Raw genomic sequence first — 21,854 nt, forward strand, 5'->3', positions numbered from 1 at the left:
ACGGGAGGATGCTGGACGGTGTGAGAATGGTAGGCATGTCAGACACCTCGCTGTTCCGCGGCGCCCGGACGGGAGCGGGCGGTGACGAGATGTTCACGCCCGAGGGGGCCGTGCGCCCCACCTACCGGGCCCTCCACGACGCGCTGGCCGGACTCGGGCTCGAGGAGTTCCGCGCCCGCTCGGAGTCACTCGCCCGCAGCTATCTCGACCAGGGCATCACCTTCGACTACGCGGGGGAGGAGCGTCCCTTCCCGATCGACGCGATCCCGCGCGTGATCGACGCCGAGGAGTGGACGGAGGTCTCCGCGGGCGTCGCCCAGCGGGTGCAGGCCCTGGAGGCCTTCCTGGACGACGTCTACGGCGACCGGCGTGCGATCGCCGACGGCGTGATCCCCGAGGAGCTCGTGACCTCCTCGAGCTATGTCGTCGATGCGGTGCGCGGCTACCGGCCCGCGAACGGCGTGCGCCTGCACGTGGCCGGCATCGACCTGGTGCGCGACGGGGACGGCGGCTTCCGCGTGCTCGAGGACAACGTGCGCACCCCCAGCGGCGTGAGCTACGTGCTCTCCAACCGCCGCGCCATGGCGCAGGGCTTCCCCGAGCTGTTCGCCGACCGGCCCGTGCGCCGCGTGGGCGAGTACCCGGGCCGGCTGCTCGCCGCGCTGCAGGCCGCCGCCCCGGACACCGCCGGCGAGGAGGCCACCGTCGTGGTCCTCACCCCCGGCCGCTACAACAGCGCCTACTTCGAGCACTCGCTGCTCGCCCGCACCATGGGCGTCGACCTCGTGGAGGCCTCCGATCTCGTCGAGCGGGGCGACCGCATCTACATGCGCACCACCGCCGGGCTGCGTCGCGTCGACGTGATCTACAAGCGCACCGACGACGACTTCCTCGATCCCGAGGTGTTCCGTCCCGACTCGATGCTCGGCGTGCCGGGCCTCGTCCGGGCGGTGCTCGCCGGCAATGTCGTGCTCGCCAACGCCCTCGGCAACGGCATCGCCGACGACAAGCTCACCTACACCTACGTCCCGGACCTCGTGCGCTACTACCTCGACGAGGAGCCGATCCTCCGCAACGTCGACACCTGGCGGCTCGAGGAGCCCGACTCCCTCGCCGAGGTGCTCGACCGGCTCGCGGAGCTCGTGGTCAAGCCCGTGGACGGCTCCGGCGGCAAGGGCATCGTGATCGGCCCCGCGGCGACCGCGGGCGAGCTCGACGCCCTGCGCGAGCGGCTGCGTGCCGACCCTCGCGGCTGGATCGCACAGCCGGTCGTGCAGCTCTCCACCATCCCCACCCTCGTCGAGGACGGGCCCGAGCCCCGCCACGTGGACCTGCGTCCGTTCGCCCTGAACAGCGGCGAGGACGTGTGGGTGCTGCCCGGCGGGCTCACCCGGGTCGCCCTGCCCCGCGGCGAGATGATCGTGAACTCCTCCCGCGGCGGCGGCTCGAAGGACACCTGGGTCCTCGCCGCGGCGCGCCCCGCCGCACCCGCGGGGACCGCGTCCGGAGCGGGTGAGGAGATCGACGAGGGCATCGAGGACCCCACCGACGACAGCCGCGACCAGTTCGACGACCCGCTCGGCGAGGAGACCGAGGAGCGGGCCTCCGAGCCCGATCCGGTCACCTCCGCCATCCCGATCATCGAGGCCGACGACGAGGAGGAGGGGCGCGATGATGCTCAGTAGGATCGCCGACGCGATGTTCTGGATCGGCCGCTACGTGGAGCGGGCGGACCAGACCGCGCGCATCCTCGGCGTCTCCCTGCAGTCGATCACCGAGGACGCCTCCCTCGACCCCGCGGGCGCGTGCGCCGGGGTGTACGGGATCTTCGGGATCACCGACGTGCCGGCCGCCGACCTCACCGTCCAGCGGGTGCTGGACCGCCTGGTCACGGACCGGCAGAGCCCCTCCTCCGTCGCCGGCGCCCTGCAGGCCGCGCGGGAGAACGCCCGCGGGGTGCGCGAGGCGCTCTCGACCGAGGTGTGGGAGTCGCTGAACACCACCACGCTCGGCATGCCGCGCGGGGTGCGGCCCTCCCGCATGCACGGCGCCTTCCAGTTCGCCAAGGACCGCTGCGCCGTGGTCGACGGTCTCCTGGACGCCTCCATGACCCGTGACGAGGCCTGGCTGTTCCTCCGCGTCGGACAGCTGCTCGAACGCGTCGACATGCTCGCCCGGAACCTCCAGGCCCACGACCTCGAGGACTCCTCGGACGCCGCGACCGTGCTGCTGCTGCGCTCGTGCAGCGCGCACGAAGCGTACATCCGCTCCTACCGCGGCCGGGTGAGGGCGGCGCGTGCGATCGAGTTCCTGCTGCTGGACTCGATCTTCCCCCGCTCTGCCGCGTACTGCCTCAGCGAGATCGACGAGGCCCTCGAGACCCTCGCCAAGCTGCACGGCAACAGCTTCGACCGCCTCGGCACCGCGGAGCCGGGGCGGCGGATCGTCGGCCGGGCGCTCGCGAGCCTGCGCTTCCGCCAGCTCGAGGACATCACCGAGGACTTCGAGGACGAGATGGAGCAGCTCCAGCGCGTCACGGGAGCAGTGACCAGAGCGCTGGGGACGACGTACTTCGACCCAGCGAGCTGAGCCGGCGACGACAGGAGACCTGATGGGATCGAGAGCCCGGATCACCGCAACGACGGCCGGGGGTCTGTGCGCCGACGCCCTGCCCCACCTCGCGACCGCGGCTGCGGGCGGGCGCCCGTCGGGAGGCCTTCGGCCTCGGCGCGGTCACCTGCTTCGTCCGGGCGGTATGGGGGAGCGGGTCCTGGGGTTCGACGGCCCCGGGTCCGGGATCGGGACCGTGCGATGAACGCGACGGACGGGCCGGGAGAGGCAGCGCCGCTGCTGCTCGGGTATCCGTTGCGCGGGAGCTGGCGGGCGGAGAACAGCCCGGCGAGCCGAGTGCCCAGCCACGGCACCTCGGCCTTCGCCCTGGACCATGCACTCGATCTGGTGCCGGTCGACGAGCGTGGGCGCTCCGCCCCGATCCGTCCGCGCTCCTTGCTGCGCTCGGAGCCGCCGGAGGTGTTCCACGGCTTCGGCCGGGAGGTGCTGAGCCCGACCAGCGGCGTCATCGAGACCGTCCACGACGGGGAGGCAGACCATGCCGCTCATCGCGGCGTCCCCTCCATCTGCTACGCGCTGACCCAGGGGCGCCGGGTCGTGGCCGGATGGCGGGCGGTGGCCGGCAACCACGTCATCCTGCGTGCGCGCCATGGCGACGAGCCGGTCCACGTCGTGCTCTGCCACCTGCGCCGAGGCAGCATCGCCGTGCGTCGCGGTCAGGAGGTCACGCCCGGAGAGCCGATCGCCCGCTGCGGGAACTCGGGCAACAGCACCGAACCGCATCTGCATCTGCAGGCCATGACCGCTGCAGAGCCCCGGTCCGCCCGGCCGGTCGCGTTCACCTTTCCCGGCGGGCTGCCACGCAACGGCACCGTGGTGCAGGTGCAGTGACTGCCGCCGTGTGACGTCCGCCGGAGGTGCCGGGACGAGGGCGGTCCGCCGGCGTGATGCGTGAGACCATGGGTCGATGCCCGGCGTGCGCTCGCGCGCCCGGCTCCCATCGACGAGAGGACGAATGCCGGTGACTCCGAGGATCGCTGCCGATGAGGCCCTGGACATCCAGCCCGCATCGACGCCCCAGGAGCGGCTGCGCAACTTCTGCATCATCGCGCACATCGACCACGGCAAGTCCACCCTCGCCGACCGGATGCTGCAGATCACCGGCATCGTCGAGGAGCGGGCGATGCGCGCCCAGTACCTCGACCGCATGGACATCGAGCGCGAGCGCGGCATCACCGTGAAGAGCCAGGCCGTGCGCATGCCCTGGCAGGTCGACGGCGTGGACTACGCCCTGAACATGATCGACACCCCCGGGCACGTGGACTTCACCTACGAGGTCTCCCGCTCCCTCGCCGCCTGCGAGGGCGCGATCCTGCTGGTCGACGCCGCCCAGGGCATCGAGGCGCAGACGCTCGCGAACCTGTACCTCGCGATGGAGCACGACCTCACCATCATCCCGGTGCTGAACAAGATCGACCTGCCGGGCGCGGAGCCCGAGAAGTACGCGGCCGAGATCGGCCAGCTCGTCGGCGTGGACCCCGAGGAGGTGCTGCGCGTCTCCGGGAAGACAGGCGTGGGCGTGCCCGAGCTGCTCGACCACGTGGTGCGCACCCTCCCCGCCCCCGAGGGGCAGGTCGAGGCGCCCTGCCGTGCGATGATCTTCGACTCCGTCTACGACACCTATCGCGGCGTGGTCACCTACGTCCGCGTGGTCGACGGGTTCCTGAGGTCCCGCGACCGGATCGACATGATGTCCACCGGCGCCCACCACGAGCTGCTCGAGATCGGGGTGAGCTCCCCGGAGCCGCACCCCACCCAGGGGATCGGCCCCGGCGAGGTCGGCTACCTCATCACCGGCGTGAAGGACGTGCGCCAGTCCAAGGTGGGCGACACGATCACCACCTCCGTGCGCGGGGCCGAGGAGCCGCTGGCGGGCTACGCCGACCCCAAGCCGATGGTGTACTCCGGCCTGTTCCCGATCGACGGCTCGGACTACCCGATCCTGCGCGACGCCCTGGACAAGCTCAAGCTCAACGACGCGGCTCTCGTGTACGAGCCGGAGACCTCGACCGCCCTCGGCTTCGGGTTCCGCGTCGGCTTCCTGGGGCTGCTGCACCTGGAGATCGTCCGCGAGCGGCTCGAGCGCGAGTTCGACCTCGACCTCATCTCCACCGCCCCGTCCGTCGTCTACGACGTGGTGATGGAGGACGGCACCGAGGTCGAGGTGCTGAACCCTTCCGACTTCCCCGAGGGGAAGGTCCACTCGATCGCCGAGCCCGTCGCCCGCGCCACCATCCTCGTTCCCAGCGAGTTCATCGGCGCGGTCATGGAGCTGTGCCAGTCCAAGCGCGGGAACCTCGGCGGCATGGACTACCTCAGCGAGGACCGCGTCGAGCTGCGCTACACGCTGCCGCTGGCGGAGATCGTCTTCGACTTCTTCGATCAGCTGAAGTCGAAGACCCGCGGCTACGCCTCCCTCGACTACGACGTCTCCGGCAGCCAGACCGCCGATCTCGTCAAGGTCGACATCCTCCTGCAGGGCGAGCCGGTCGACGCGTTCAGCGCGATCGTCCACCGCGACAAGGCCTACTCCTACGGCGTCGACATGTCCGGCAAGCTCAAGAACCTCATCCCGCGCCAGCAGTTCGAGGTCCCGATCCAGGCCGCGATCGGCTCGCGCATCATCGCCCGCGAGAACATCCGCGCCATGCGCAAGGACGTGCTCTCGAAGTGCTACGGCGGCGACATCTCCCGCAAGCGCAAGCTGCTGGAGAAGCAGAAGGAGGGCAAGAAGCGCATGAAGAACATCGGCTCCGTCGAGGTGCCGCAGGAGGCGTTCATCGCCGCGCTCTCCTCCGACGCCGCCGAGCCCTCGAAGGACGAGAAGAAGAAGAAGTGAGCACCCCGCCCGGTCCCCTGCCCGAGTCGGCGCCGCGTCGCCTGGACCCGCTCGAGGTCGCGCTCGAGCCGGGAGGGGGACGTCTCGGCGCCGTGTGCACCGTCGCCCAGCTCTTCGAGGTGCGCGAGCGCTCCCTCATGAGCGGCATCGACAAGCGCCCGGCCGACGGGCCCGTCACCCTGCTCACCCACGGCGTGCTCGGTGACGTCCAGGGCGATCGCGAGCACCACGGGGGGATCTTCAAGGCCGTCTACGCCTACTCGCGCGAGGTGCGCGAGGCTTACGCCGCCGCGCTCGGCAGCGAGCTGCCCGACGGGTTCTTCGGCGAGAACCTCGTCACCGTCGGCCAGGACACCGACCATGCCGTGATCGGGGAGCGCTGGCGGATCGGTGGCGCCGAGCTCGAGGCGACCTGCCCCCGCAACCCCTGCGGCACCTTCGCCGCCTGGATGGGGGACCGGCGCTGGGGCCGCGCCTTCACCGAGCAGGGACGAGCCGGCGCCTACTTCCGCGTGCGCGTCGAGGGCGAGGTGCGCGCCGGGGACACGATCGAGGTGCTCGAGCGTCCCGAGCACGGCGTGACCATCGCCGACGCCTTCGTCGGCCTGGACGCCGCGCAGGCCGGCGCGCTGCTGGACTGGGCCGAGGAGAGCGGCACCGTGCTGTACGACAGCCTCGCCGGCGCGGCGCTGCGGGTCCTCTCCCGCGGCGGCCAGGAGCGGGACTTCCCGGACCGGCTGCGCTCCACCGGCCGAGGGCTCGGGCTCGGCATGGGGCTGTGACCGCATGACGGCGCTCTCCGCCTACATCCACGTCCCCTTCTGCGCCGTGCGCTGCGGGTACTGCGACTTCAACACCTACACCAACGCCGAGCTCGGCGGCGGCGGGTCCCAGGCCGAGTACGCGGACAACGCCATGGCGGAGATGGACCTGACCCTCGCCGCGGACCGCGCGGCCGGGTACGAGTACGTGGAGATCTCGACCGTCTTCTTCGGCGGCGGCACGCCGACGCTGCTGCCCGCCGACGACCTGGTCCGGATGCTCGACCACCTCCGCTCCCTGGTCCCGCTCGCCCCCGGCGCCGAGGTCACCACCGAGGCGAACCCCGACTCGGTCACCCGCGCCTCGCTCTCGCGCCTGGCCGACGGCGGGATCACACGCGTCTCGATCGGCATGCAGTCCGCGGTCCCGTCGGTGCTCGCGACCCTGGACCGCACCCACGACCCCGAGCGGGTGCCGCAGGTGGTGCAGTGGGCGAAGGAGGCCGGGCTCCAGGTGAGCCTGGACCTGATCTACGGCACGCCGGGGGAGACCCTCGCCGATGTCGAGACCTCCGTGCGCGCGGCCCTGGCCTGCGAGGTCGACCACCTCTCCGCCTACTCCCTGATCATCGAGGGCAACACTGCCATGGCTCGGCAGCTGCGCCGCGGCGAGCTCGAGGCCCCCGACCCCGACGACATGGCCGACAAGTACGAGCTGGTCGACGACCTCGCCGCCGCGGCGGGCCTGTCCTGGTACGAGGTCTCGAACTGGGCCCGCACCCCCGAGCACCGCTCCCGCCACAACCTCGCCTACTGGCGCGGCGGGGACTGGTGGGGGATCGGCCCCGGCGCGCACCGCCACCGCGACGGACTGCGCGCCTGGAACGTCAAGCACCCCAGCCGCTACGCCCGCATGCTCGCCACCGGCGAGCTGCCCGTCGCCGACTCCGAGCAGGTCGCCGCCGAGGACAGGCTCGTCGAGCGGATCATGCTCGAGCTGCGCATCGCCGACGGTCTCTCCGTCGACGTGGTCCCCGCCGAGCGCCGCGACATGCTCGCGATCCACCGCGACCGCGGTCACCTCGACCCCGAGGCGCTGACGGCAGGACGCGCTGTGCTCACCCGTGAGGGCCGGCTGCTGGCCGACGCGGTGATCCGTGACCTCGTGCCCTGAGCCCCGCAGACATGCAGGAGCCCCGGGATCGAGAGGATCCCGGGGCTCCTGCGCGGTGGCGGCCTCGTGGGCTCAGCCGGCGAGGCGGGTCACTTCACGAGGCGGATGTTGATCGGGTAGTTCCACCACTCGCCCTGGTTGGCCTTCACCGCGCCGATGATGGCGAAGATGATGTGCAGCAGCGCCGGCACGCCGATGAGGACGAAGAGCACGGACCCAATGCCGAAGGTGATGATCGTGATGATGCCGAAGACGATGCCGAGCACGATCTCGGCGATCACCGTCGCGATCGCCGCGTTCAGCGACTCCGCCGCGTTGTAGCGGACGAAGCGGTCGCGGTCCTTGTAGACCAGGAAGATGATCAGCGGCCCGAGCCAGCCGAGGAAGCCGGCACCGATCACGTAGCCCACGATCGCCGAGAGCTGCGCGAACATCGCCCACAGCCGGGAGTCGGAATCGGTGGTGGGCTGACCGGTCAGCGGGCCGTCGAAGACTCCCTTGACATGGGCGGGGGGCTGGGAGAGGGGCATGGTTCCTCCGGGGACGGTCTGGGCCTGGGGGGCCGGGTACGGGGTGGGATGCTGCGGGGAGCCCGACGGCTGCTGCGCGGCGGGCTGCTGGCCGTAGGGCTGCTGCTCATGCGGTGGCTGCTCGTGCGGAGGTCGGCCGTGGGGCGGCGGCGTCGCCGACGAGCCGGGAGCGACCGGCGTCGCCCCCGCAGGTGCGGCGTAGGGGTCGTAGGGGTGCTGTGCGGGATCCGAGGTGGGACTGCCCGGCTCGCTGGGCGCATAGGGGTCCGGGGCGTCGACGTCGAGGAGCTCCGAGGTCGTGGATGCGGTGTGCTCGGGATGCTCTGCCTGCTCGGGCTGCTCCGACGGCACTGCCGGCGCGGACTGCTCGGGCTGTTCGGTCTGCGGGGCCGGGGCGGGCGTGCCGGGGGCGGCGCCGAACGGATCGTGCGGGTGCGGAGTCTGGCTCATGGTTCCTCGTGTCCTCTCGGGCCGACGCCGGGCCGGCCCCTCGGGTGATGGATTCACCCTAACGACGGTCATCGGGCGTGGTCAGCGCGGCCCGCCACCGGATCCGACGGGGGATATCCCCCGGGGCGCATCAGCCCTGCTCGACGGTCACGAAGTCGATGAGCTCCTCGATGCGGCCCGAGAGGGTCGGTTCGACGTCGGCGTAGGAGCGCACCGTGGAGAGGATCCGCTTCCAGCCCAACCCGATGTCGGCCTTGTCCTGATGGGGCCAGCCGAGCGCAGCGAGCGTGCCCACCTTGATGTCCGTGCCCTTGGGGATGTGCGGCCACTCCCGCAGGCCGACGCGGGCGGGCTTGACGGCCTGCCACACGTCCACGTACGGATGGCCGAGCACGGTGACGTTCCCGCGCGCGCCGGGCAGGGCCATCACCTCGGCGGCGATGCGGGACTCCTTCGAGCCCTTCACGAGATGGTCGACGAGGATGCCGAGCCTCCGGCCGGGGGAGGGGCCGAACTCCGCCACGCGCTCGGCGAGGTTGTCGGCGCCCTCGAGCTGCTCGACGACGATCCCCTCGATCCGCAGGTCGTGGCCCCACACCTTCTGCACGAGCTCCGCATCGTGGGTGCCCTCGACCCAGATCCGGGAAGCGCGGGCGGTGCGCGCCTTCGCCCCCTCGACGTACACCGAGCCGGAGGCGGAGCGCTTGCGGACGGGCGCCTGCTGCGCCGCCTGCGGGCGGGTGAGCACGACGGGCTTCCCGTCGATCATGAAGCCCGGCCCGAGCGGGAAGGTGCGGCGTCGGCCGCGACCGTCCTCGAGCTCGACGATCAGCTCCCCGGCCGTCTTCTCCACGCGCGTGACCGCGCCGGTGAAACCGGTCGAGGCCTCCTCCACCACGAGATCCCGCTGTGCGGGGACCTCCCGTGCGACGGGGCGCCGGCGGTGATGGGCGGGCGGGCCGGAGGAGAGCACGTCGGAGCCGTAGCGGTCGGGGAAGCGAGCAGACGGTGTGGACACGGCGGACACTGTAATGCCGTGGCGAACGCCTCCCTGCGGGGCACGCCGCGGACGCGTACGATTGGCACTTGGCATGGGAGAGTGCCAGGTGCCGGGCGGCCCCGGCACACGATCACGCGGCAGGAGGTGAACGACATGGACGACCGCAAGCTCCAGATCCTCGGAGCCATCGTCGAGGACTACGTCTCCACCCGCGAGCCCGTCGGCTCGAAGTCGCTCCTGGAGCGTCACGAGCTGGGCGTCTCCGCGGCGACCGTCCGCAACGACATGTCCGTCCTCGAGGAGGAGGGGCTGATCCACCAGCCCCACACCTCCGCCGGCCGCGTCCCCACGGACAAGGGCTATCGCGCCTTCGTCGACCACGTCGCGACCGTGAAGCCGCTCTCTCCCGCCGAGAAGCGCGCCATCCGCAGCCTGCTCGAGGACGCGGGCGACGTCGAGGAGCTCCTGGCCCGCACCGTGCGCCTGCTCGCCCAGCTCACCCAGCAGGTCGCAATGGTGCAGTACCCGGCCCGGCGGCAGGCCCGCATCCGCCACGTCGAGCTCGTGAAGGTCGCCGACTCGCTGCTGCTGGTCGTGCTGATCACCGAGTCCGGCCGCGTGGACCAGCGCACCGTGCCGGTGATCGCCGGCCGCCCCGCCGAGTACTACGCGGTGCTGCGCGACCAGCTGAACCGGGCCGTCGCGGGGCGCGAGGTCACCGATCTCGCCGCACCCCTGACCGACTTCCTCGAGACGCTCCCGGTGCCCGAGCGGCCCGCCGCCGCCGAGGTCGCCGAGTCCCTCGCGGCCCTCGCGGCGACCCGCGCCGAGGACCGCATCATGATGGCGGGCACCGCGAACATCGCCCGCTCCGCCCAGGACTTCGCCCGCGACGTCGAACCACTGCTGGACGTGCTCGAGGAGCAGCTGGTGCTGCTGCGTCTGTTCACCGAGATGCACGTCTCCCCGGGCGACGTCCAGGTGCGCATCGGCTCCGAGCTGCACGAGCGGGCGCTGCACCAGGCCGCGCTCGTCGGCGCGGGCTACGGCGCCGGCTCGCATCTGGCGATCCTCGGCCCCAGCCGGATGGACTACGCCGCCGGCATCTCGACGGTCCAGGCCATCGCCCGCTACGTCTCCCGATTCCTCGAATGACCGCGCCGGCGGGCCCACGCGCCCGTCGCCGGCCGTCACCGACCTCCGATCCCCTGTGAAGGACCCACGCCTGTGAACGACGACTACTACGAGCTGCTCGGCGTCTCCCGCGACGCCTCGACCGAGGAGATCAAGAAGGCGTACCGCAAGCTCGCCCGCACCCTCCACCCGGACGTGAACCCGGACCCGGAGGCCGCGGAGAAGTTCAAGAAGGTCTCCCAGGCGTACGAGACCCTCTCCCACGCCGACAAGCGCCGCCAGTACGACATGGGCGGCGGCCCGGGCATGGGCGGCTTCCCCGGCGGCGGCGGGGGCTTCGACTTCAACGACATCTTCGACATGTTCGCCGGCGCCTCCGGCATGCGCGGCCGCAGCCAGGGCCCCGTCCCGCGCCAGCGCCGCGGCGGCGACGTCCTGCGCCGCGTGAAGGTCGACCTGCGCGAGGTCGTCTTCGGCACCGAGCGGGAGGTCACCTTCCGCACCGCCGTGCTGTGCGAGCGCTGCTCCGGCTCCTGCTGCGAGCCCGGGACCAGCCCCACGCGCTGCACGGCCTGCAACGGCTCCGGCCACGTCCAGCGCGTGCAGCAGTCCCTGCTCGGCCAGATGGTGACCATGGCGCCCTGCCCCACCTGCGAGGGCCACGGCGACGTCATCGACAGCCCCTGCACCGCCTGCTCCGGCCACGGCCGCACCGCCACCGAGCGCAGCGTCACCGTGCGCATCCCCTCCGGCGTCGAGAACGGCACCCGCATCCAGCTGCGCGGCGAGGGCGAGACCGGCGAGGCCGGCGGCCCCTCCGGAGACCTCTTCGTCGAGCTGTCGGTCAAGGACCACGAGATCTTCGAGCGCGTCGGGGACGACCTCGTCACCACCATCGCGGTGCCCATGACCACCGCCGCCCTCGGCGCGACCATCCCGCTGGACACCTTCGACGGCGAGCAGGAGCTCGACGTCCGCGCCGGCGCCCAGCCGGGCGAGGAGATCCTCCTCAAGGGCCTCGGCGTCACCCCGCTGCGCCGCGAGCGCCGCGGCGACATCCGCGTGGTCCTGGACGTGGACGTGCCCACCTCCCTCTCCGAGGAGGAGCGTGAGCTGCTCGAGAAGTTCGCGGCCCTCCGCGGCGACGAGACCACCCGGCGAAAGGGCCACAGCGGCCCCTTCGCGAAGCTCCGCGAGCGCCTCCAGAACCTCTGACCCGGGAGCGCCCGCCGCGATGCCCAGCACCCCGCCCGGATTCCTGATCCTCGACGACGCCCTGGCCGCCGCCCGCGAGGGTGATCAGGTCACGCTCGCCGGGGACGAGGGCCGTCACGCCGCGAAGGTCGCCCGGATCGGCGTGGGGGAGCTGCTGCTGCTCACCGACTCCCCTGGCCGGCAGGTGCTCGCCGAGGTGACCGCCGCCCGCAAGGAGTCGCTGGACCTGCAGCTCCTCGCGGACCCGTCCCCGGCGGTGCAGCGCCTGCCCCGCCTCGCCCTCGTCCAGGCCCTCGCCACCGGAGGCCGCGACGAGCAGGCCGTCGAGTCCGCGACCGAGCTCGGCGTGGACCGGATCGTGCCCTGGATCGCGAAGCGCTCCGTGTCCGTGTGGCGAGGGGAGAAGCTCGTCAAGGGCCGCGCGAAGTGGGAGGGCACCGCCCGCGCCGCCGTCAAGCAGTGTCGTCGACCCGGCATCCCGGAGGTCGATGCGCCCGTGACCACGGCCGGGCTCGTCGAGGACCTGCGCGCTCGCGCCGCGGACGGGGCGCTCGTGCTGGTGCTGGACGAGCAGGAGTCCGTCGGCCTGATGAGCATCGCCGCTGAGCTGCGCGGCGCGAGCGAGTCCGGGATCGAGGAGATCGTGGTGGTGGTCGGCCCCGAGGGTGGGATCGATCCGGCCGAGCTGGAGGCGCTGCGCGAGGTCGGTGCCCGTACCGTGCTGCTGGGCCCCGAGGTGCTGCGCTCCTCCACCGCCGGCCCCGCAGCCCTCGCGGTGCTCAGCGCGCTCGTCGGCCGCTGGGGCTGAACACGGCCGCTCGCTCCTCCTCGACCCGCTCCCGCGCTTCCCGACCTCGACGCGCCGCGGCCCAGGGGCCGGACACGCCGTGCCCGATACGACGAATGCACCGTTCTCCGGCGCCCAGGCCAGATTCCCGTGTACTCGTCGAGCACCCATCGGCGTGTCCGGCGGTACGCGCGCGCTGAACGCGAGAACACCGATCTCCGGCGGTGCAGCCAGATATCAGTGTGCTCGGTGGGAGTGTCCGGGGAGTCCCGCTCAGCCGACCGGGGCGAGCACCTTCGACTCCACCGCGGCCAGCGCCGTCTCGAGCGCGGCGTTCTTCTCCTCGGAGACGAACAGCTCGCCCTCGACGGAGAGATCCTCGCGGAAGCCGAGGCCGACGGTGCCGAGCACGTCGGCACCCACGCGACCCATCAGCGTCTCCAGCAGCGGCAGCACCTCGTTCGCCGCGTTCCAGCCGTAGCCGACCAGGACGGTGGGCAGGTTCTCCCACTCGCCGTAGAGGAAGTCGATCGCGTTCTTCAGAGCGCCGGGATAGGAGCCGTTGTACTGCGGGGTGAGGATCACGATCGCGTCGAGCGCATCGATCCGCTCGGCCCAGCTGCGGCCGTGATCAGTGGTCTTCTCCGCCCCGGACTTCGGGGAGGTGGGCTCGTCGAAGGAGGGCAGGGCGACCTCGCGCAGGTCGATGAGGTCGATATCGAAGCGGTCGTCGGCGGCGGCGGAGACCCACCGGGCCACCTTCTCGCCGACACGGTTCGGGCGGGCACTGCTGAGGAGGATTCCGAGCTTCGTCATAGTGCTTAAAAGTTCTCATATCTCTCGGGTGAACCCCAAGCCGGAGTGGCATGCATCGCCGGCACGGGGAGGGGCGCATCGCTCCCGTAGACTCGCGTCCATGGGTACGAGCGTCAACGAGCACGACACACTGCGTCACGATCCCGACTGCATCTTCTGCAGGATCGTCGCCGGGGAGATCCCCTCCGAACGGGTCCACGAGGACGAGCAGGTGATCGCCTTCAAGGACCTGCATCCCCAGGCCCCCGTCCACGTCCTCGTCGTCCCCCGCGAGCACCGCCGCGACGTCACCCAGCTCGCCGAGGACCCGGCGCTCCTCGCCCACACCGCGACCGTCGCCGCACAGGTCGCCGCCGAGCAGGCCGACGGCGAGTTCCGCCTCGTGTTCAACACCGGCACCAGCGCCGGACAGACCGTCTTCCACGTGCACGCGCACGTCCTCGCGGGCGGGAAGCTCGCAGAAGGAGAACTGTGACAGACCCCCTCAGCCCGGCCCCCGGACGACCCCCGGAGGTCCACGAGCGCAGGCTCGCGATCCCCGACCACCTCAGCCCCTTCCAGGTGCTCGGCGAGAACGACCAGGCGCTGGCCGCGCTCGAGGACGCGGTCCCGGACACGGACGTGCACGTCCGCGGCCACCAGGTGACCCTGCGCGGCACCGAGGACGCGCTGCGTCGGGGCGAGCACATCATGCGCTCCCTCATCGAGCTCGCCGGCACCGGCCAGCCCGTCACGGCCGAGGCCGTCCAGCGCGCCGCGAACCTCTTCGGCGACGAGCGGGCGAGCGGCCGCAAGCTCGAGGAGGTGCTCTCACGCACGATCCTGTCCTCCCGCGGGCGCACCATCCGCCCCAAGACCGTCGGCCAGAAGAGCTACATCGAGGCGATCGAGTCCTCGACGATCACCTTCGGCATCGGCCCGGCCGGAACCGGCAAGACCTACCTCGCCGTCGCCATGGCCGTGCAGAAGCTCCTGAGCAAGGAGATCAACCGCATCATCCTCACCCGCCCGGCCGTCGAGGCGGGGGAGCGGCTCGGCTTCCTGCCCGGCTCGCTGAACGAGAAGATCGACCCCTATCTGCGGCCCCTCTACGACGCGCTGCACGACATGCTCGACCCCGAGTCGATCCCGCGGCTCATGGGGGCCGGCACGATCGAGGTCGCGCCGCTGGCGTACATGCGCGGCCGCACCCTCAACGACGCCTTCATCATCCTCGACGAGGCGCAGAACACCACGCCCGAGCAGATGAAGATGTTCCTCACCCGCCTGGGCTTCAACTCCACCATGGTGGTCACCGGCGACGTCACCCAGGTGGACCTGCCCGGCGGGAACCAGAGCGGGCTGCGCGTGGTGGAGAACGTCCTGTCCGGCATCGACGACATCTCCTTCTGCCGCCTCTCCTCCCGCGACGTCGTCCGCCACCGCCTGGTCAGCGACATCGTCGAGGCCTACGGGCGCTGGGAGATCGGACCCGGCGGCAACCGCGACGCCCGCCATCGCACCACCAAGGGGAACCGCGCATGACCATCGAGATCCGCAACGAGACCACCGCCGTCGTCGACGAGCGCGAGTTCGTCGAGCTCAGCCGCTTCGTCTTCGAGGCGATGCACCTCCACCCCGCCACCGAGATGTCGATCATCTTCGTGGACGAGGAGGCGATGGAGAAGCTGCACGTGCAGTGGCTGGACCTGCCCGGCCCGACCGACGTGATGAGCTTCCCGATGGACGAGCTCACCCCCGGCAGCCCCGAGCACCCTGCCCCCGAGGGGCTGCTCGGCGACGTGGTCGTCTGCCCGAGCGTCGCCGCGAAGCAGGCCGCCGAGTCCGGCCACAGCGCCGTCGAGGAGATGCTCCTGCTGACCGTCCACTCGATTCTCCACCTGCTGGGCTACGACCACATGGAGGAGGATGAGCGCACTGAGATGTTCGATCTCCAGCGCAAGCTCCTGCTCACCTTCCTCGCCTCGCGACCGAGCACCTGACCGTCGCGATGACCCAGCCTGACCAACCTCCCGAGCACCGCGCCGCGCCGTCCCTCCCATCGGCCCCGCGCGGTGCGGTCCCCACCTCCGGTCCCGCGACCGTTCCTCCGAGGGGTCGCCCGTGAGCGCGCTCGGCCTCGCCCTGATCCTGCTCGTCCCGCTGGCCCTCGCCGGCGGGATCGTCTCCGCCGTGCTCACCGCTGTCGACGCCGCCCAGCTCGCCGTCAGCCGCCACACCCTGGAGAAGGCGACCGCCGAGCGGCCCGCGGCGGTGCGGGAACGCATCCTGCACCAGCACGCCGACGCCGGACGCACGCTCGCCTCGGTCTCGCTCGGCCGCGTGCTCGGCGAGACGGTCATGGTCACGGCGATCGCCGCGATCTGCTTCTCCGCGCACGCCGAGCTGCGGCCCGGCGAGGGATGGGCGCTGCCGCTGCTGGCCACCCTCCTGATCGCCGGGTTCATGGCGCTGGTGATGCTCGCGATCTCCCCGCGCACCATCGGCCGTCGACGTGCCGAGTCGGTGCTGATCTCCGCTCGCGGCCTGGTCGCGGTGATGCGCTGGGCGCTGTGGCTGCCCGCCGGCGCGCTGGCGAACCTCGGCGCGTCCCTCGCCTCCCGGGCCGGCAGCCAGGAGGATCCGGAGGAGCGGGCCGAGAAGGCCCGCCGCAACGTGGACCGCGCCCTCGAGGACGAGCACGTCCGCGACGGGGAGCGCGACATGATCCAGGGCGTCTTCGACCTGCGCGGCACGATGGTGCGCGAGCTGATGGTGCCGCGCCCCGACATGGTCACGATCACCGTGGACTCGAGCGCCGAGAAGGCGATGCGCCTGTTCGTCCGCTCCGGCTACTCGCGGATCCCCGTGATCGGGGAGAACGTCGACGACCTGCGAGGCATGCTGTACGTCAAGGACGTCATGCGCGCCATCCACTCACCCTGGGACCCCCGCCCCGAGCGTCCCGTCCGCGAGGTCATGCGCCCGGCACGCTTCGCCCCGGAGTTCGTCGCGGCCGACGAGGTGCTGCGCCAGATGCAGACCAGCCACGTGCACATCACCGTGCTCGTGGACGAGTACGGGGGAGTGGCCGGCATCGTGACCATCGAGGACGTCCTCGAGGAGATCGTCGGCGAGATCGCCGACGAGCACGACCGCCGCGAGCCGGAGATCGAGGACCTCGGCGAGGGCCGCTACCGCGTCCCCGCCCGGGCGAGCCTGTCCGAGGTGGGCGAGCTGTTCGATCTCGACATCGACGACGACGACATCGACTCCGTCGGGGGACTGCTCGCCAAGACCACCGGACGGGTGCCGATCCCCGGCAGCACCGCCAGCGCCCACGGACTCAACCTCGAGGCCGACCGCACCGCCGGACGGCGCAAGAGGCTCTCCACCGTGATCGTCAGCAGGACGAGCACGCACGACGAGAGCCCCGACAAAGACCAGGAGGACCCCCATGAGCGCTGAGACACCGCACACCGGCACCGACGAGAACAAGCCCGGACAGGTCGTGCACCGGTCGGGCTTCGTCGCGCTCGTCGGCCGACCGAACGTCGGCAAGTCCACCCTCACGAACGCGCTCGTCGGCGAGAAGGTCGCGATCACCTCGACCAAGCCGCAGACGACCCGACGCGCGATCCGCGGCATCGTCACCCGCGAGGATTCCCAGCTCATCCTCGTGGACACCCCGGGCGTGCACCGGCCCCGCACCCTGCTCGGGGAGAGGCTGAACGACCTGGTGCGCGAGACTCTCGGCGAGGTCGACGTGGTGGGCTTCTGCCTCCCCGCCGACCAGAAGATCGGCCCCGGCGACCGGTTCGTCGCCGAGGACCTGGTCGAGATGCGCACCGGGCGGCGCGGGCCGCGCGTCGTGGCGATCGTCACGAAGATCGACCTCGTGGGGCGCGATGCGCTCGCGGAGCACCTGATGAGCGTCGACCAGCTCATGGACTTCGACGAGATCGTGCCGATCTCCGCCGTCAAGGGCGAGCAGATCGACGTGCTCATGGATGTCATCTCCGCCCAGCTGCCCGAGGGACCCCAGCTCTACCCCGACGACCAGCTCACCGAGGAGTCCCGCGACGACCGCATCTCCGAGCTGATCCGTGAGGCGGCGCTGGAGGGAGTGCGTGACGAGCTTCCTCACTCGATCGCGGTCGTGGTCGAGGAAGTCGTCGAGGTCGACCCCGACGGCGACGCGTTCACCGAGGTCGAGCCCGGCACGGGACGCCTCGTGGTGCGGGCCACCCTGTTCGTCGAGCGCGACAGCCAGAAGGGCATCATCATCGGCCGCGGAGGCTCTCGGCTCAAGGAGGTCGGGTCCCGGGCGCGGCGCGAGATCAACGCGCTGCTGGGCCGCAAGGTGCACCTCGACCTTCGGGTGAAGGTCGCCAAGGAGTGGCAGCGGGACCCGAAGCAGCTGGGCCGTCTGGGATTCTGATCCGGCGGGGGCGGTACAACAGGCTGGGTCTGTTCTCGGGGTGCGGCGTGACGGCGCGACGCCGCGGCGCCGACGGAGCGGGTGGACCCGAGCGGACGGAGTTGTCCACAAAACCGGCATCCGATGGCGGCGCACGTGTGTGCCTGGCTACGGTGGGGTGATCCGTCCCACCCCTCGGAAGGCACCACCCCATGCCCCGACGCCTCCTCAGCGCCGCCGCAGCCTGCACTCTCCTCCTCGGTCTCGCCGCCTGCGGCGAGGGAGGGGAGGGCCCGGTCACCACACCACCGCCGAAGATCGACATCAGCGGCCCCAGCGATGGCGGAGGGGACTCCGGGCCCAGCGATGGCGGGGGAGACGAGGCCTCGCCGAATGCTGCGCCGGATGTGCCTGCGCCGGACCCTGCGGACTATCCCGGGATGGACGAGAACACGCCGGAGGGTGCCGAGCAGGCGTTCCGGTACTACGTTGCGGTCTCGATGTGGGCGCATCAGACCGGGGATGATGAAACGCTGCGTGCACTCGAAGGGTCGCAATGCGGGGGCTGTAGAGACCTCAATAGCGACTTGCCAATACTTCAGGCGGAAGGAAAGTATTGGGGAGACCTTTCGGTGGGTGACGACTTTCTTCAGGCCTTTAAAGGGGAAGTCTATGATCAGGAAGTGAGTTACCACTTCGTCCTCTCTGAGCACTCGGAGCCCAACTTTGAGGATGGGGGAATGAAGAGTGTTGGCGAGACAGAGTATGTAACTACAGGTGGAATGGTTTGGGGCGCCGAGGGGTGGGTCGTTGAAGGGCTTCAGGGGGAATGGGGTTCCGATGCTTTCGAATCGTGAGGGCCGTCGGCGTATTCGTCTGATTGCTTGTTTGGTTGCACTGCTTGCGGCGTTCGCATTTGCTGCAGGCGCGCCTACACCTGCATTCGCGGAAGAGTCTGAAACTAGTGATGGGTCGTCGGAGGGTGGAGGCGGCCACGGCCCGGCGGACGCTGGCGACGGCCGTCGAGGGACGGCTACTGATGACGGGTTTTTGTTAGGGCAGTCTGAATACAAGAAAGCCTCACAAAATGGCAACAAAAACGCAACGCCTGACAATATTGGGTCGGAACCTGAAGGTGCGTCTAGTTCCGCCGACGTTGAGGGTGCGTCTCCTGTGGTGCCTGACTTCATCACTCGCCTAGTACGTAAGCCGGATCATGGTGAGTTTAACTGTCACGGAAACACATGCATGGCGTCGCGTAACACCTGTGTGGCTGCTCCGGATTACGAGATGATCAACGATGTGCCTTATGCGTCTCCTCGCTCCTCAGGGCCGCGAGCGGAAGGTTCGGTGACATACGAGTCGATCACGCGGGATACGGAGTCGGGTGAAGATTCGAGCAACGGGTATACCTGCCAGGTGCCGTCGACTCCGACTCCTCGAACGCCAGCAGCCGGTGCGGCCGCGGGTGGCGAGATCGAGGAGCCTGAGCCCGTGGTGATCGTGGTGACGCGGAGCGACTTCGCGAAGCTGCCGGTGGAGCCGTCGGTGGCGAGCGCGGGGCCTGAGCGTGGCTGGTTGCCGACCGGGATGGTGAACGTGCTGCATGCGGAGTCAGAGGTCCAGACGCTCGAGACGGAGCTCTTGGACACGCCGGTGGCGGTGAGGGCGATCCCGACGTCGTATCACTGGGATCTCGGGGACGGAAACACGATCACCACCTCGAAGCCGGGCAAGCCGTACCCGTCGGAGGAGGTGTCGGCGACGTATTCGGGGGAGGGCTGGTACGACGTCACGCTGACCACGACGTTCGCCGGGCAGTTCTCCGTCGACGGCGGGGAGTGGGAGGACATCGACGGGACGATCGAGGTCGAGTCCGAGCCGATCGCCCTGTACTCGAAGTCCCTCGAATCGCGCCTGGTGAACCCCGACGTCCCGCTCGACGAGGACGAGGACCCCATCGTGCCGGAGCGCACCGCAGACACCGAGGGGCCCCAGGACCCCGAGGCGCGGAACCGCGAGATCTGATCCCGGAAGGACCCGAGAGCCCAGCCGCGATGGTTGCGATGACCAGGGGGCCCATCGGCACGCGTTCGCATCGTGATCCTGGCCGAGCAGCGGAGGTGACGGTGCTAACGTGACGGACGTGCGTGGATCGCTGCTCCTGCTTAGTCGCCGCGACGGGTCCTGAACCGCCGGGAACCTGTCGCGGCTGACGTGCTGTCCGGCGACCGGCAACCCCAGCGAGAAGGACCTGACATGACTGACTCCACGACCAGCACCTCCGTCACCGCGCCCGTCGCGGCCGAGGCCGACCCGTCGACCCCCGTCGTCGGCTCCTCAGGAGACGCCGCCCAGCAGCCCTCGGGCATGCCGATCCACAAGTACCTGCCCTTCCATGAGCAGATCCAGGTCGAGCTCCCCGACCGCACCTGGCCCTCCCGCCGGATCGCGCGCGCCCCCCGCTGGTGCGCGGTCGACTTGCGTGACGGCAACCAGGCGCTCATCGACCCCATGAACTCCGAGCGCAAGCTGCGCATGTTCGAGCTCCTGGTGAACATGGGGTACAAGGAGATCGAGGTCGGCTTCCCGTCGGCGTCGAAGACGGATTACGACTTCGTGCGCACTCTCATCGAGGAGGACCGCATCCCCGAGGACGTCTCCATCCAGGTCCTCACCCAGTCCCGCGAGCACCTCATCGAGCGCACCTACCAGGCGATCTCCGGCGCGAAGCGCGCGGTGGTGCACCTGTACAACTCCACCTCGGTCGTCCAGCGCGACGTCGTCTTCCGCGCCGACGAGGACGCCGTGCTCGACATCGCCGTGCAGGGCGCGCTGCTGTGCAAGAAGTACGAGGAGACGATCCCGGACACGGACGTCACCTACCAGTACTCCCCGGAGTCCTACACCGGCACCGAGCTCGAGTACGCCCTGCGCGTCTGCAATGCCGTCATCGACATCATCAAGCCCACCCCGCAGGACAAGATGATCATCAACCTGCCGGCGACCGTGGAGATGGCCACCCCCAACGTCTACGCCGACTCGATCGAGTGGATGCACCGCCACCTCGACCGCCGCGACTCCATCGTGCTGTCCCTGCACCCGCACAATGACCGCGGCACCGGCGTCGCCGCCGCGGAGCTCGGCTACCTCGCCGGGGCCGACCGCATCGAGGGCTGCCTGTTCGGCAACGGCGAGCGCACCGGCAACGTCGACCTCGTGACCCTGGGGCTGAACCTCTTCAGCCAGGGCATCGACCCGCAGATCGACTTCTCCGACCTCGACGAGGTGCGCCGCACCGTCGAGCACTGCAATCAGATGCCCGTCCCCGAGCGCAGCCCCTACGGCGGCGACCTGGTCTTCACCGCCTTCTCCGGCTCCCATCAGGACGCCATCAAGAAGGGCCTCGAGCGCATGGAGGTCGACGCGGAGAAGGCCGGCAAGGCGGTCGACGACATGGTCTGGCGCGTGCCCTACCTGCCCGTGGACCCCAAGGACCTCGGCCGCTCCTACGAGGCCGTGATCCGTGTGAACTCCCAGTCCGGCAAGGGCGGCATGGCCTACCTGCTCCGCACCGAGCACGGCCTGGACCTGCCGCGCCGTCTGCAGATCGAGTTCTCCGGCATCGTGCAGCAGAAGACCGACTCCGATGGCGGCGAGGTCAGTCCCGAGGCGCTGTGGGACGCGTTCACCGACGAGTACCTGCCCGCCCGTGACGAGTCCCGCCGCTGGGGCCGATTCAGCTTCCGCGACGTGCGGCAGGAGTCCGCCGGAGACGGCGCCGACCGCATCACCGTCACCCTCGTCGTCGACGGCGAGGAGCACGAGATCACCGGGATCGGCAACGGCCCGCTGGACGGCTTCGTCAAGGCGCTGGCCGAGCGCAAGATCGACGTGAGGATCCTCGACTACGCCGAGCACGCCCTCACCGAGGGCGACGACTCCCTGGCCGCGTCCTACATCGAGTGCGAGATCAACGACCGGATCTTCTGGGGTGTCGGCATCGACGGGTCGATCACCCGCGCCTCCCTCGAGGCGATCACCTCGGCGCTGAATCGCGACGCCCGCTCCCGCGCCTGAGCTCGGACCGTCCCGGTCGGGCCAGGCTCGGGCCAGCG

Annotated in this window: 20 protein-coding genes; 17 read left to right on the top strand and 3 right to left on the bottom strand. The window is 70.6% G+C overall.

Going from position 1 to position 21,854, the window contains the following annotated elements; all coding sequences use genetic code 11:
* The first annotated feature begins 35 nt into the window (after window positions 1-35).
* The 6 genes from D1648_RS10980 to hemW all read left to right on the top strand — a co-directional run bounded on the left by D1648_RS10980 (window position 36) and on the right by hemW (window position 7,405).
* Entirely contained in the window at window positions 36-1,685 is a 1,650-nt protein-coding gene (locus tag D1648_RS10980; protein ID WP_164518680.1) for a circularly permuted type 2 ATP-grasp protein, read from the top strand.
* Window positions 1,672-2,589: an alpha-E domain-containing protein gene (locus D1648_RS10985; protein WP_241155450.1), complete on the top strand. Its 918-nt coding sequence runs from the start codon at window positions 1,672-1,674 to the stop codon at window positions 2,587-2,589. The genes D1648_RS10980 and D1648_RS10985 overlap by 14 nt, the downstream gene beginning before the upstream one ends.
* Before the next feature lie 222 nt (window positions 2,590-2,811).
* Entirely contained in the window at window positions 2,812-3,462 is a 651-nt protein-coding gene (locus D1648_RS10990) for a M23 family metallopeptidase (protein WP_122941677.1), read from the top strand.
* 124 nt (window positions 3,463-3,586) lie between these two features.
* On the top strand, window positions 3,587-5,470 hold the full coding sequence (lepA, locus tag D1648_RS10995) for a translation elongation factor 4 (RefSeq protein ID WP_122941679.1): 1,884 nt from the start codon (window positions 3,587-3,589) through the stop codon (window positions 5,468-5,470).
* The gene (locus D1648_RS11000; RefSeq protein ID WP_164518682.1) at window positions 5,467-6,252 is read left to right on the top strand and encodes an MOSC domain-containing protein; all 786 of its coding nucleotides are present in this window, start codon (window positions 5,467-5,469) and stop codon (window positions 6,250-6,252) included. The genes lepA and D1648_RS11000 overlap by 4 nt, the downstream gene beginning before the upstream one ends.
* Before the next feature lie 4 nt (window positions 6,253-6,256).
* Window positions 6,257-7,405 (top strand): radical SAM family heme chaperone HemW, encoded by a 1,149-nt coding sequence (hemW, locus tag D1648_RS11005; protein WP_122941681.1) that lies wholly within the window; start codon window positions 6,257-6,259, stop codon window positions 7,403-7,405.
* 89 nt (window positions 7,406-7,494) lie between these two features.
* Here hemW and D1648_RS11010 read toward each other — a convergent pair whose 3' ends face one another.
* A complete protein-coding gene (locus D1648_RS11010; protein WP_122941684.1) occupies window positions 7,495-8,385 on the bottom strand; it encodes a DUF4870 domain-containing protein in 891 nt (296 codons plus the stop codon).
* A gap of 130 nt (window positions 8,386-8,515) precedes the next feature.
* A complete protein-coding gene (locus tag D1648_RS11015) occupies window positions 8,516-9,412 on the bottom strand; it encodes a DUF3097 domain-containing protein (RefSeq protein ID WP_164518683.1) in 897 nt (298 codons plus the stop codon).
* Between the two features lie 126 nt (window positions 9,413-9,538).
* Here D1648_RS11015 and hrcA point away from each other — a divergent pair, with 126 nt between their 5' ends.
* The 3 genes from hrcA (at window position 9,539) to D1648_RS11030 (ending at window position 12,542) form a co-directional block, all read left to right on the top strand.
* Window positions 9,539-10,540: a heat-inducible transcriptional repressor HrcA gene (gene hrcA, locus D1648_RS11020; protein WP_164518684.1), complete on the top strand. Its 1,002-nt coding sequence runs from the start codon at window positions 9,539-9,541 to the stop codon at window positions 10,538-10,540.
* Between the two features lie 72 nt (window positions 10,541-10,612).
* Window positions 10,613-11,734 carry a molecular chaperone DnaJ gene (gene dnaJ, locus D1648_RS11025; protein WP_122941688.1) on the top strand — a complete coding sequence of 374 codons (1,122 nt, stop codon included), beginning with the start codon at window positions 10,613-10,615 and terminating at the stop codon, window positions 11,732-11,734.
* Window positions 11,735-11,753: 19 nt separating this feature from the next.
* On the top strand, window positions 11,754-12,542 hold the full coding sequence (locus D1648_RS11030) for a 16S rRNA (uracil(1498)-N(3))-methyltransferase (protein ID WP_122941690.1): 789 nt from the start codon (window positions 11,754-11,756) through the stop codon (window positions 12,540-12,542).
* Window positions 12,543-12,794: 252 nt separating this feature from the next.
* Here D1648_RS11030 and D1648_RS11035 read toward each other — a convergent pair whose 3' ends face one another.
* Complete coding sequence (locus tag D1648_RS11035; protein WP_122941692.1) at window positions 12,795-13,337, bottom strand: NADPH-dependent FMN reductase; 543 nt, start codon at window positions 13,335-13,337, stop codon at window positions 12,795-12,797.
* A 100-nt stretch (window positions 13,338-13,437) separates the two neighbouring features.
* On the opposite strand from D1648_RS11035, the gene D1648_RS11040 reads away from it, so the two are divergent.
* The 8 genes from D1648_RS11040 (at window position 13,438) to leuA (ending at window position 21,816) form a co-directional block, all read left to right on the top strand.
* The gene (locus tag D1648_RS11040; protein ID WP_122941694.1) at window positions 13,438-13,812 is read left to right on the top strand and encodes an HIT domain-containing protein; all 375 of its coding nucleotides are present in this window, start codon (window positions 13,438-13,440) and stop codon (window positions 13,810-13,812) included.
* On the top strand, window positions 13,809-14,861 hold the full coding sequence (locus D1648_RS11045) for a PhoH family protein (protein WP_122941696.1): 1,053 nt from the start codon (window positions 13,809-13,811) through the stop codon (window positions 14,859-14,861). The genes D1648_RS11040 and D1648_RS11045 overlap by 4 nt, the downstream gene beginning before the upstream one ends.
* Complete coding sequence (gene ybeY / locus D1648_RS11050) at window positions 14,858-15,319, top strand: rRNA maturation RNase YbeY (RefSeq protein ID WP_122941698.1); 462 nt, start codon at window positions 14,858-14,860, stop codon at window positions 15,317-15,319. Before D1648_RS11045 ends, ybeY begins: the two co-directional genes overlap by 4 nt.
* 121 nt (window positions 15,320-15,440) lie before the next feature.
* Window positions 15,441-16,784, top strand: a complete 1,344-nt coding sequence (locus D1648_RS11055; RefSeq protein ID WP_122941700.1) for a hemolysin family protein — start codon at window positions 15,441-15,443, stop codon at window positions 16,782-16,784.
* The gene (era, locus tag D1648_RS11060; RefSeq protein ID WP_122941702.1) at window positions 16,774-17,757 is read left to right on the top strand and encodes a GTPase Era; all 984 of its coding nucleotides are present in this window, start codon (window positions 16,774-16,776) and stop codon (window positions 17,755-17,757) included. The genes D1648_RS11055 and era overlap by 11 nt, the downstream gene beginning before the upstream one ends.
* Window positions 17,758-17,948: 191 nt before the next feature.
* The gene (locus tag D1648_RS18395) at window positions 17,949-18,593 is read left to right on the top strand and encodes a DUF6318 family protein (RefSeq protein WP_122941705.1); all 645 of its coding nucleotides are present in this window, start codon (window positions 17,949-17,951) and stop codon (window positions 18,591-18,593) included.
* A 637-nt stretch (window positions 18,594-19,230) separates the two neighbouring features.
* Window positions 19,231-19,764: a PKD domain-containing protein gene (locus D1648_RS11070; protein ID WP_122941707.1), complete on the top strand. Its 534-nt coding sequence runs from the start codon at window positions 19,231-19,233 to the stop codon at window positions 19,762-19,764.
* Between the two features lie 231 nt (window positions 19,765-19,995).
* Complete coding sequence (leuA, locus tag D1648_RS11075; RefSeq protein WP_122941709.1) at window positions 19,996-21,816, top strand: 2-isopropylmalate synthase; 1,821 nt, start codon at window positions 19,996-19,998, stop codon at window positions 21,814-21,816.
* The last annotated feature ends 38 nt before the right edge of the window (window positions 21,817-21,854 follow it).

Source organism: Brachybacterium sp. EE-P12, from assembly GCF_003711805.1.
In the GTDB taxonomy this organism is placed as follows: domain Bacteria; phylum Actinomycetota; class Actinomycetes; order Actinomycetales; family Dermabacteraceae; genus Brachybacterium.

Bases quoted from the DNA above. Each gene is read 5' to 3' on its own strand.
- D1648_RS10980 (WP_164518680.1), top strand. From the start codon at position 36: ATGTCAGACACCTCGCTGTTCCGCGGCGCCCGGACGGGAGCGGGCGGT.
- D1648_RS10985 (WP_241155450.1), top strand. From the start codon at position 1,672: ATGATGCTCAGTAGGATCGCCGACGCGATGTTCTGGATCGGCCGCTAC.
- D1648_RS10990 (WP_122941677.1), top strand. From the start codon at position 2,812: ATGAACGCGACGGACGGGCCGGGAGAGGCAGCGCCGCTGCTGCTCGGG.
- lepA (WP_122941679.1), top strand. From the start codon at position 3,587: ATGCCGGTGACTCCGAGGATCGCTGCCGATGAGGCCCTGGACATCCAG.
- hemW (WP_122941681.1), top strand. From the start codon at position 6,257: ATGACGGCGCTCTCCGCCTACATCCACGTCCCCTTCTGCGCCGTGCGC.
- D1648_RS11010 (WP_122941684.1), bottom strand. From the start codon at position 8,385: ATGAGCCAGACTCCGCACCCGCACGATCCGTTCGGCGCCGCCCCCGGC.
- hrcA (WP_164518684.1), top strand. From the start codon at position 9,539: ATGGACGACCGCAAGCTCCAGATCCTCGGAGCCATCGTCGAGGACTAC.
- D1648_RS11030 (WP_122941690.1), top strand. From the start codon at position 11,754: ATGCCCAGCACCCCGCCCGGATTCCTGATCCTCGACGACGCCCTGGCC.
- D1648_RS11035 (WP_122941692.1), bottom strand. From the start codon at position 13,337: ATGACGAAGCTCGGAATCCTCCTCAGCAGTGCCCGCCCGAACCGTGTC.
- D1648_RS11040 (WP_122941694.1), top strand. From the start codon at position 13,438: ATGGGTACGAGCGTCAACGAGCACGACACACTGCGTCACGATCCCGAC.
- ybeY (WP_122941698.1), top strand. From the start codon at position 14,858: ATGACCATCGAGATCCGCAACGAGACCACCGCCGTCGTCGACGAGCGC.
- era (WP_122941702.1), top strand. From the start codon at position 16,774: ATGAGCGCTGAGACACCGCACACCGGCACCGACGAGAACAAGCCCGGA.
- D1648_RS18395 (WP_122941705.1), top strand. From the start codon at position 17,949: ATGCCCCGACGCCTCCTCAGCGCCGCCGCAGCCTGCACTCTCCTCCTC.
- leuA (WP_122941709.1), top strand. From the start codon at position 19,996: ATGACTGACTCCACGACCAGCACCTCCGTCACCGCGCCCGTCGCGGCC.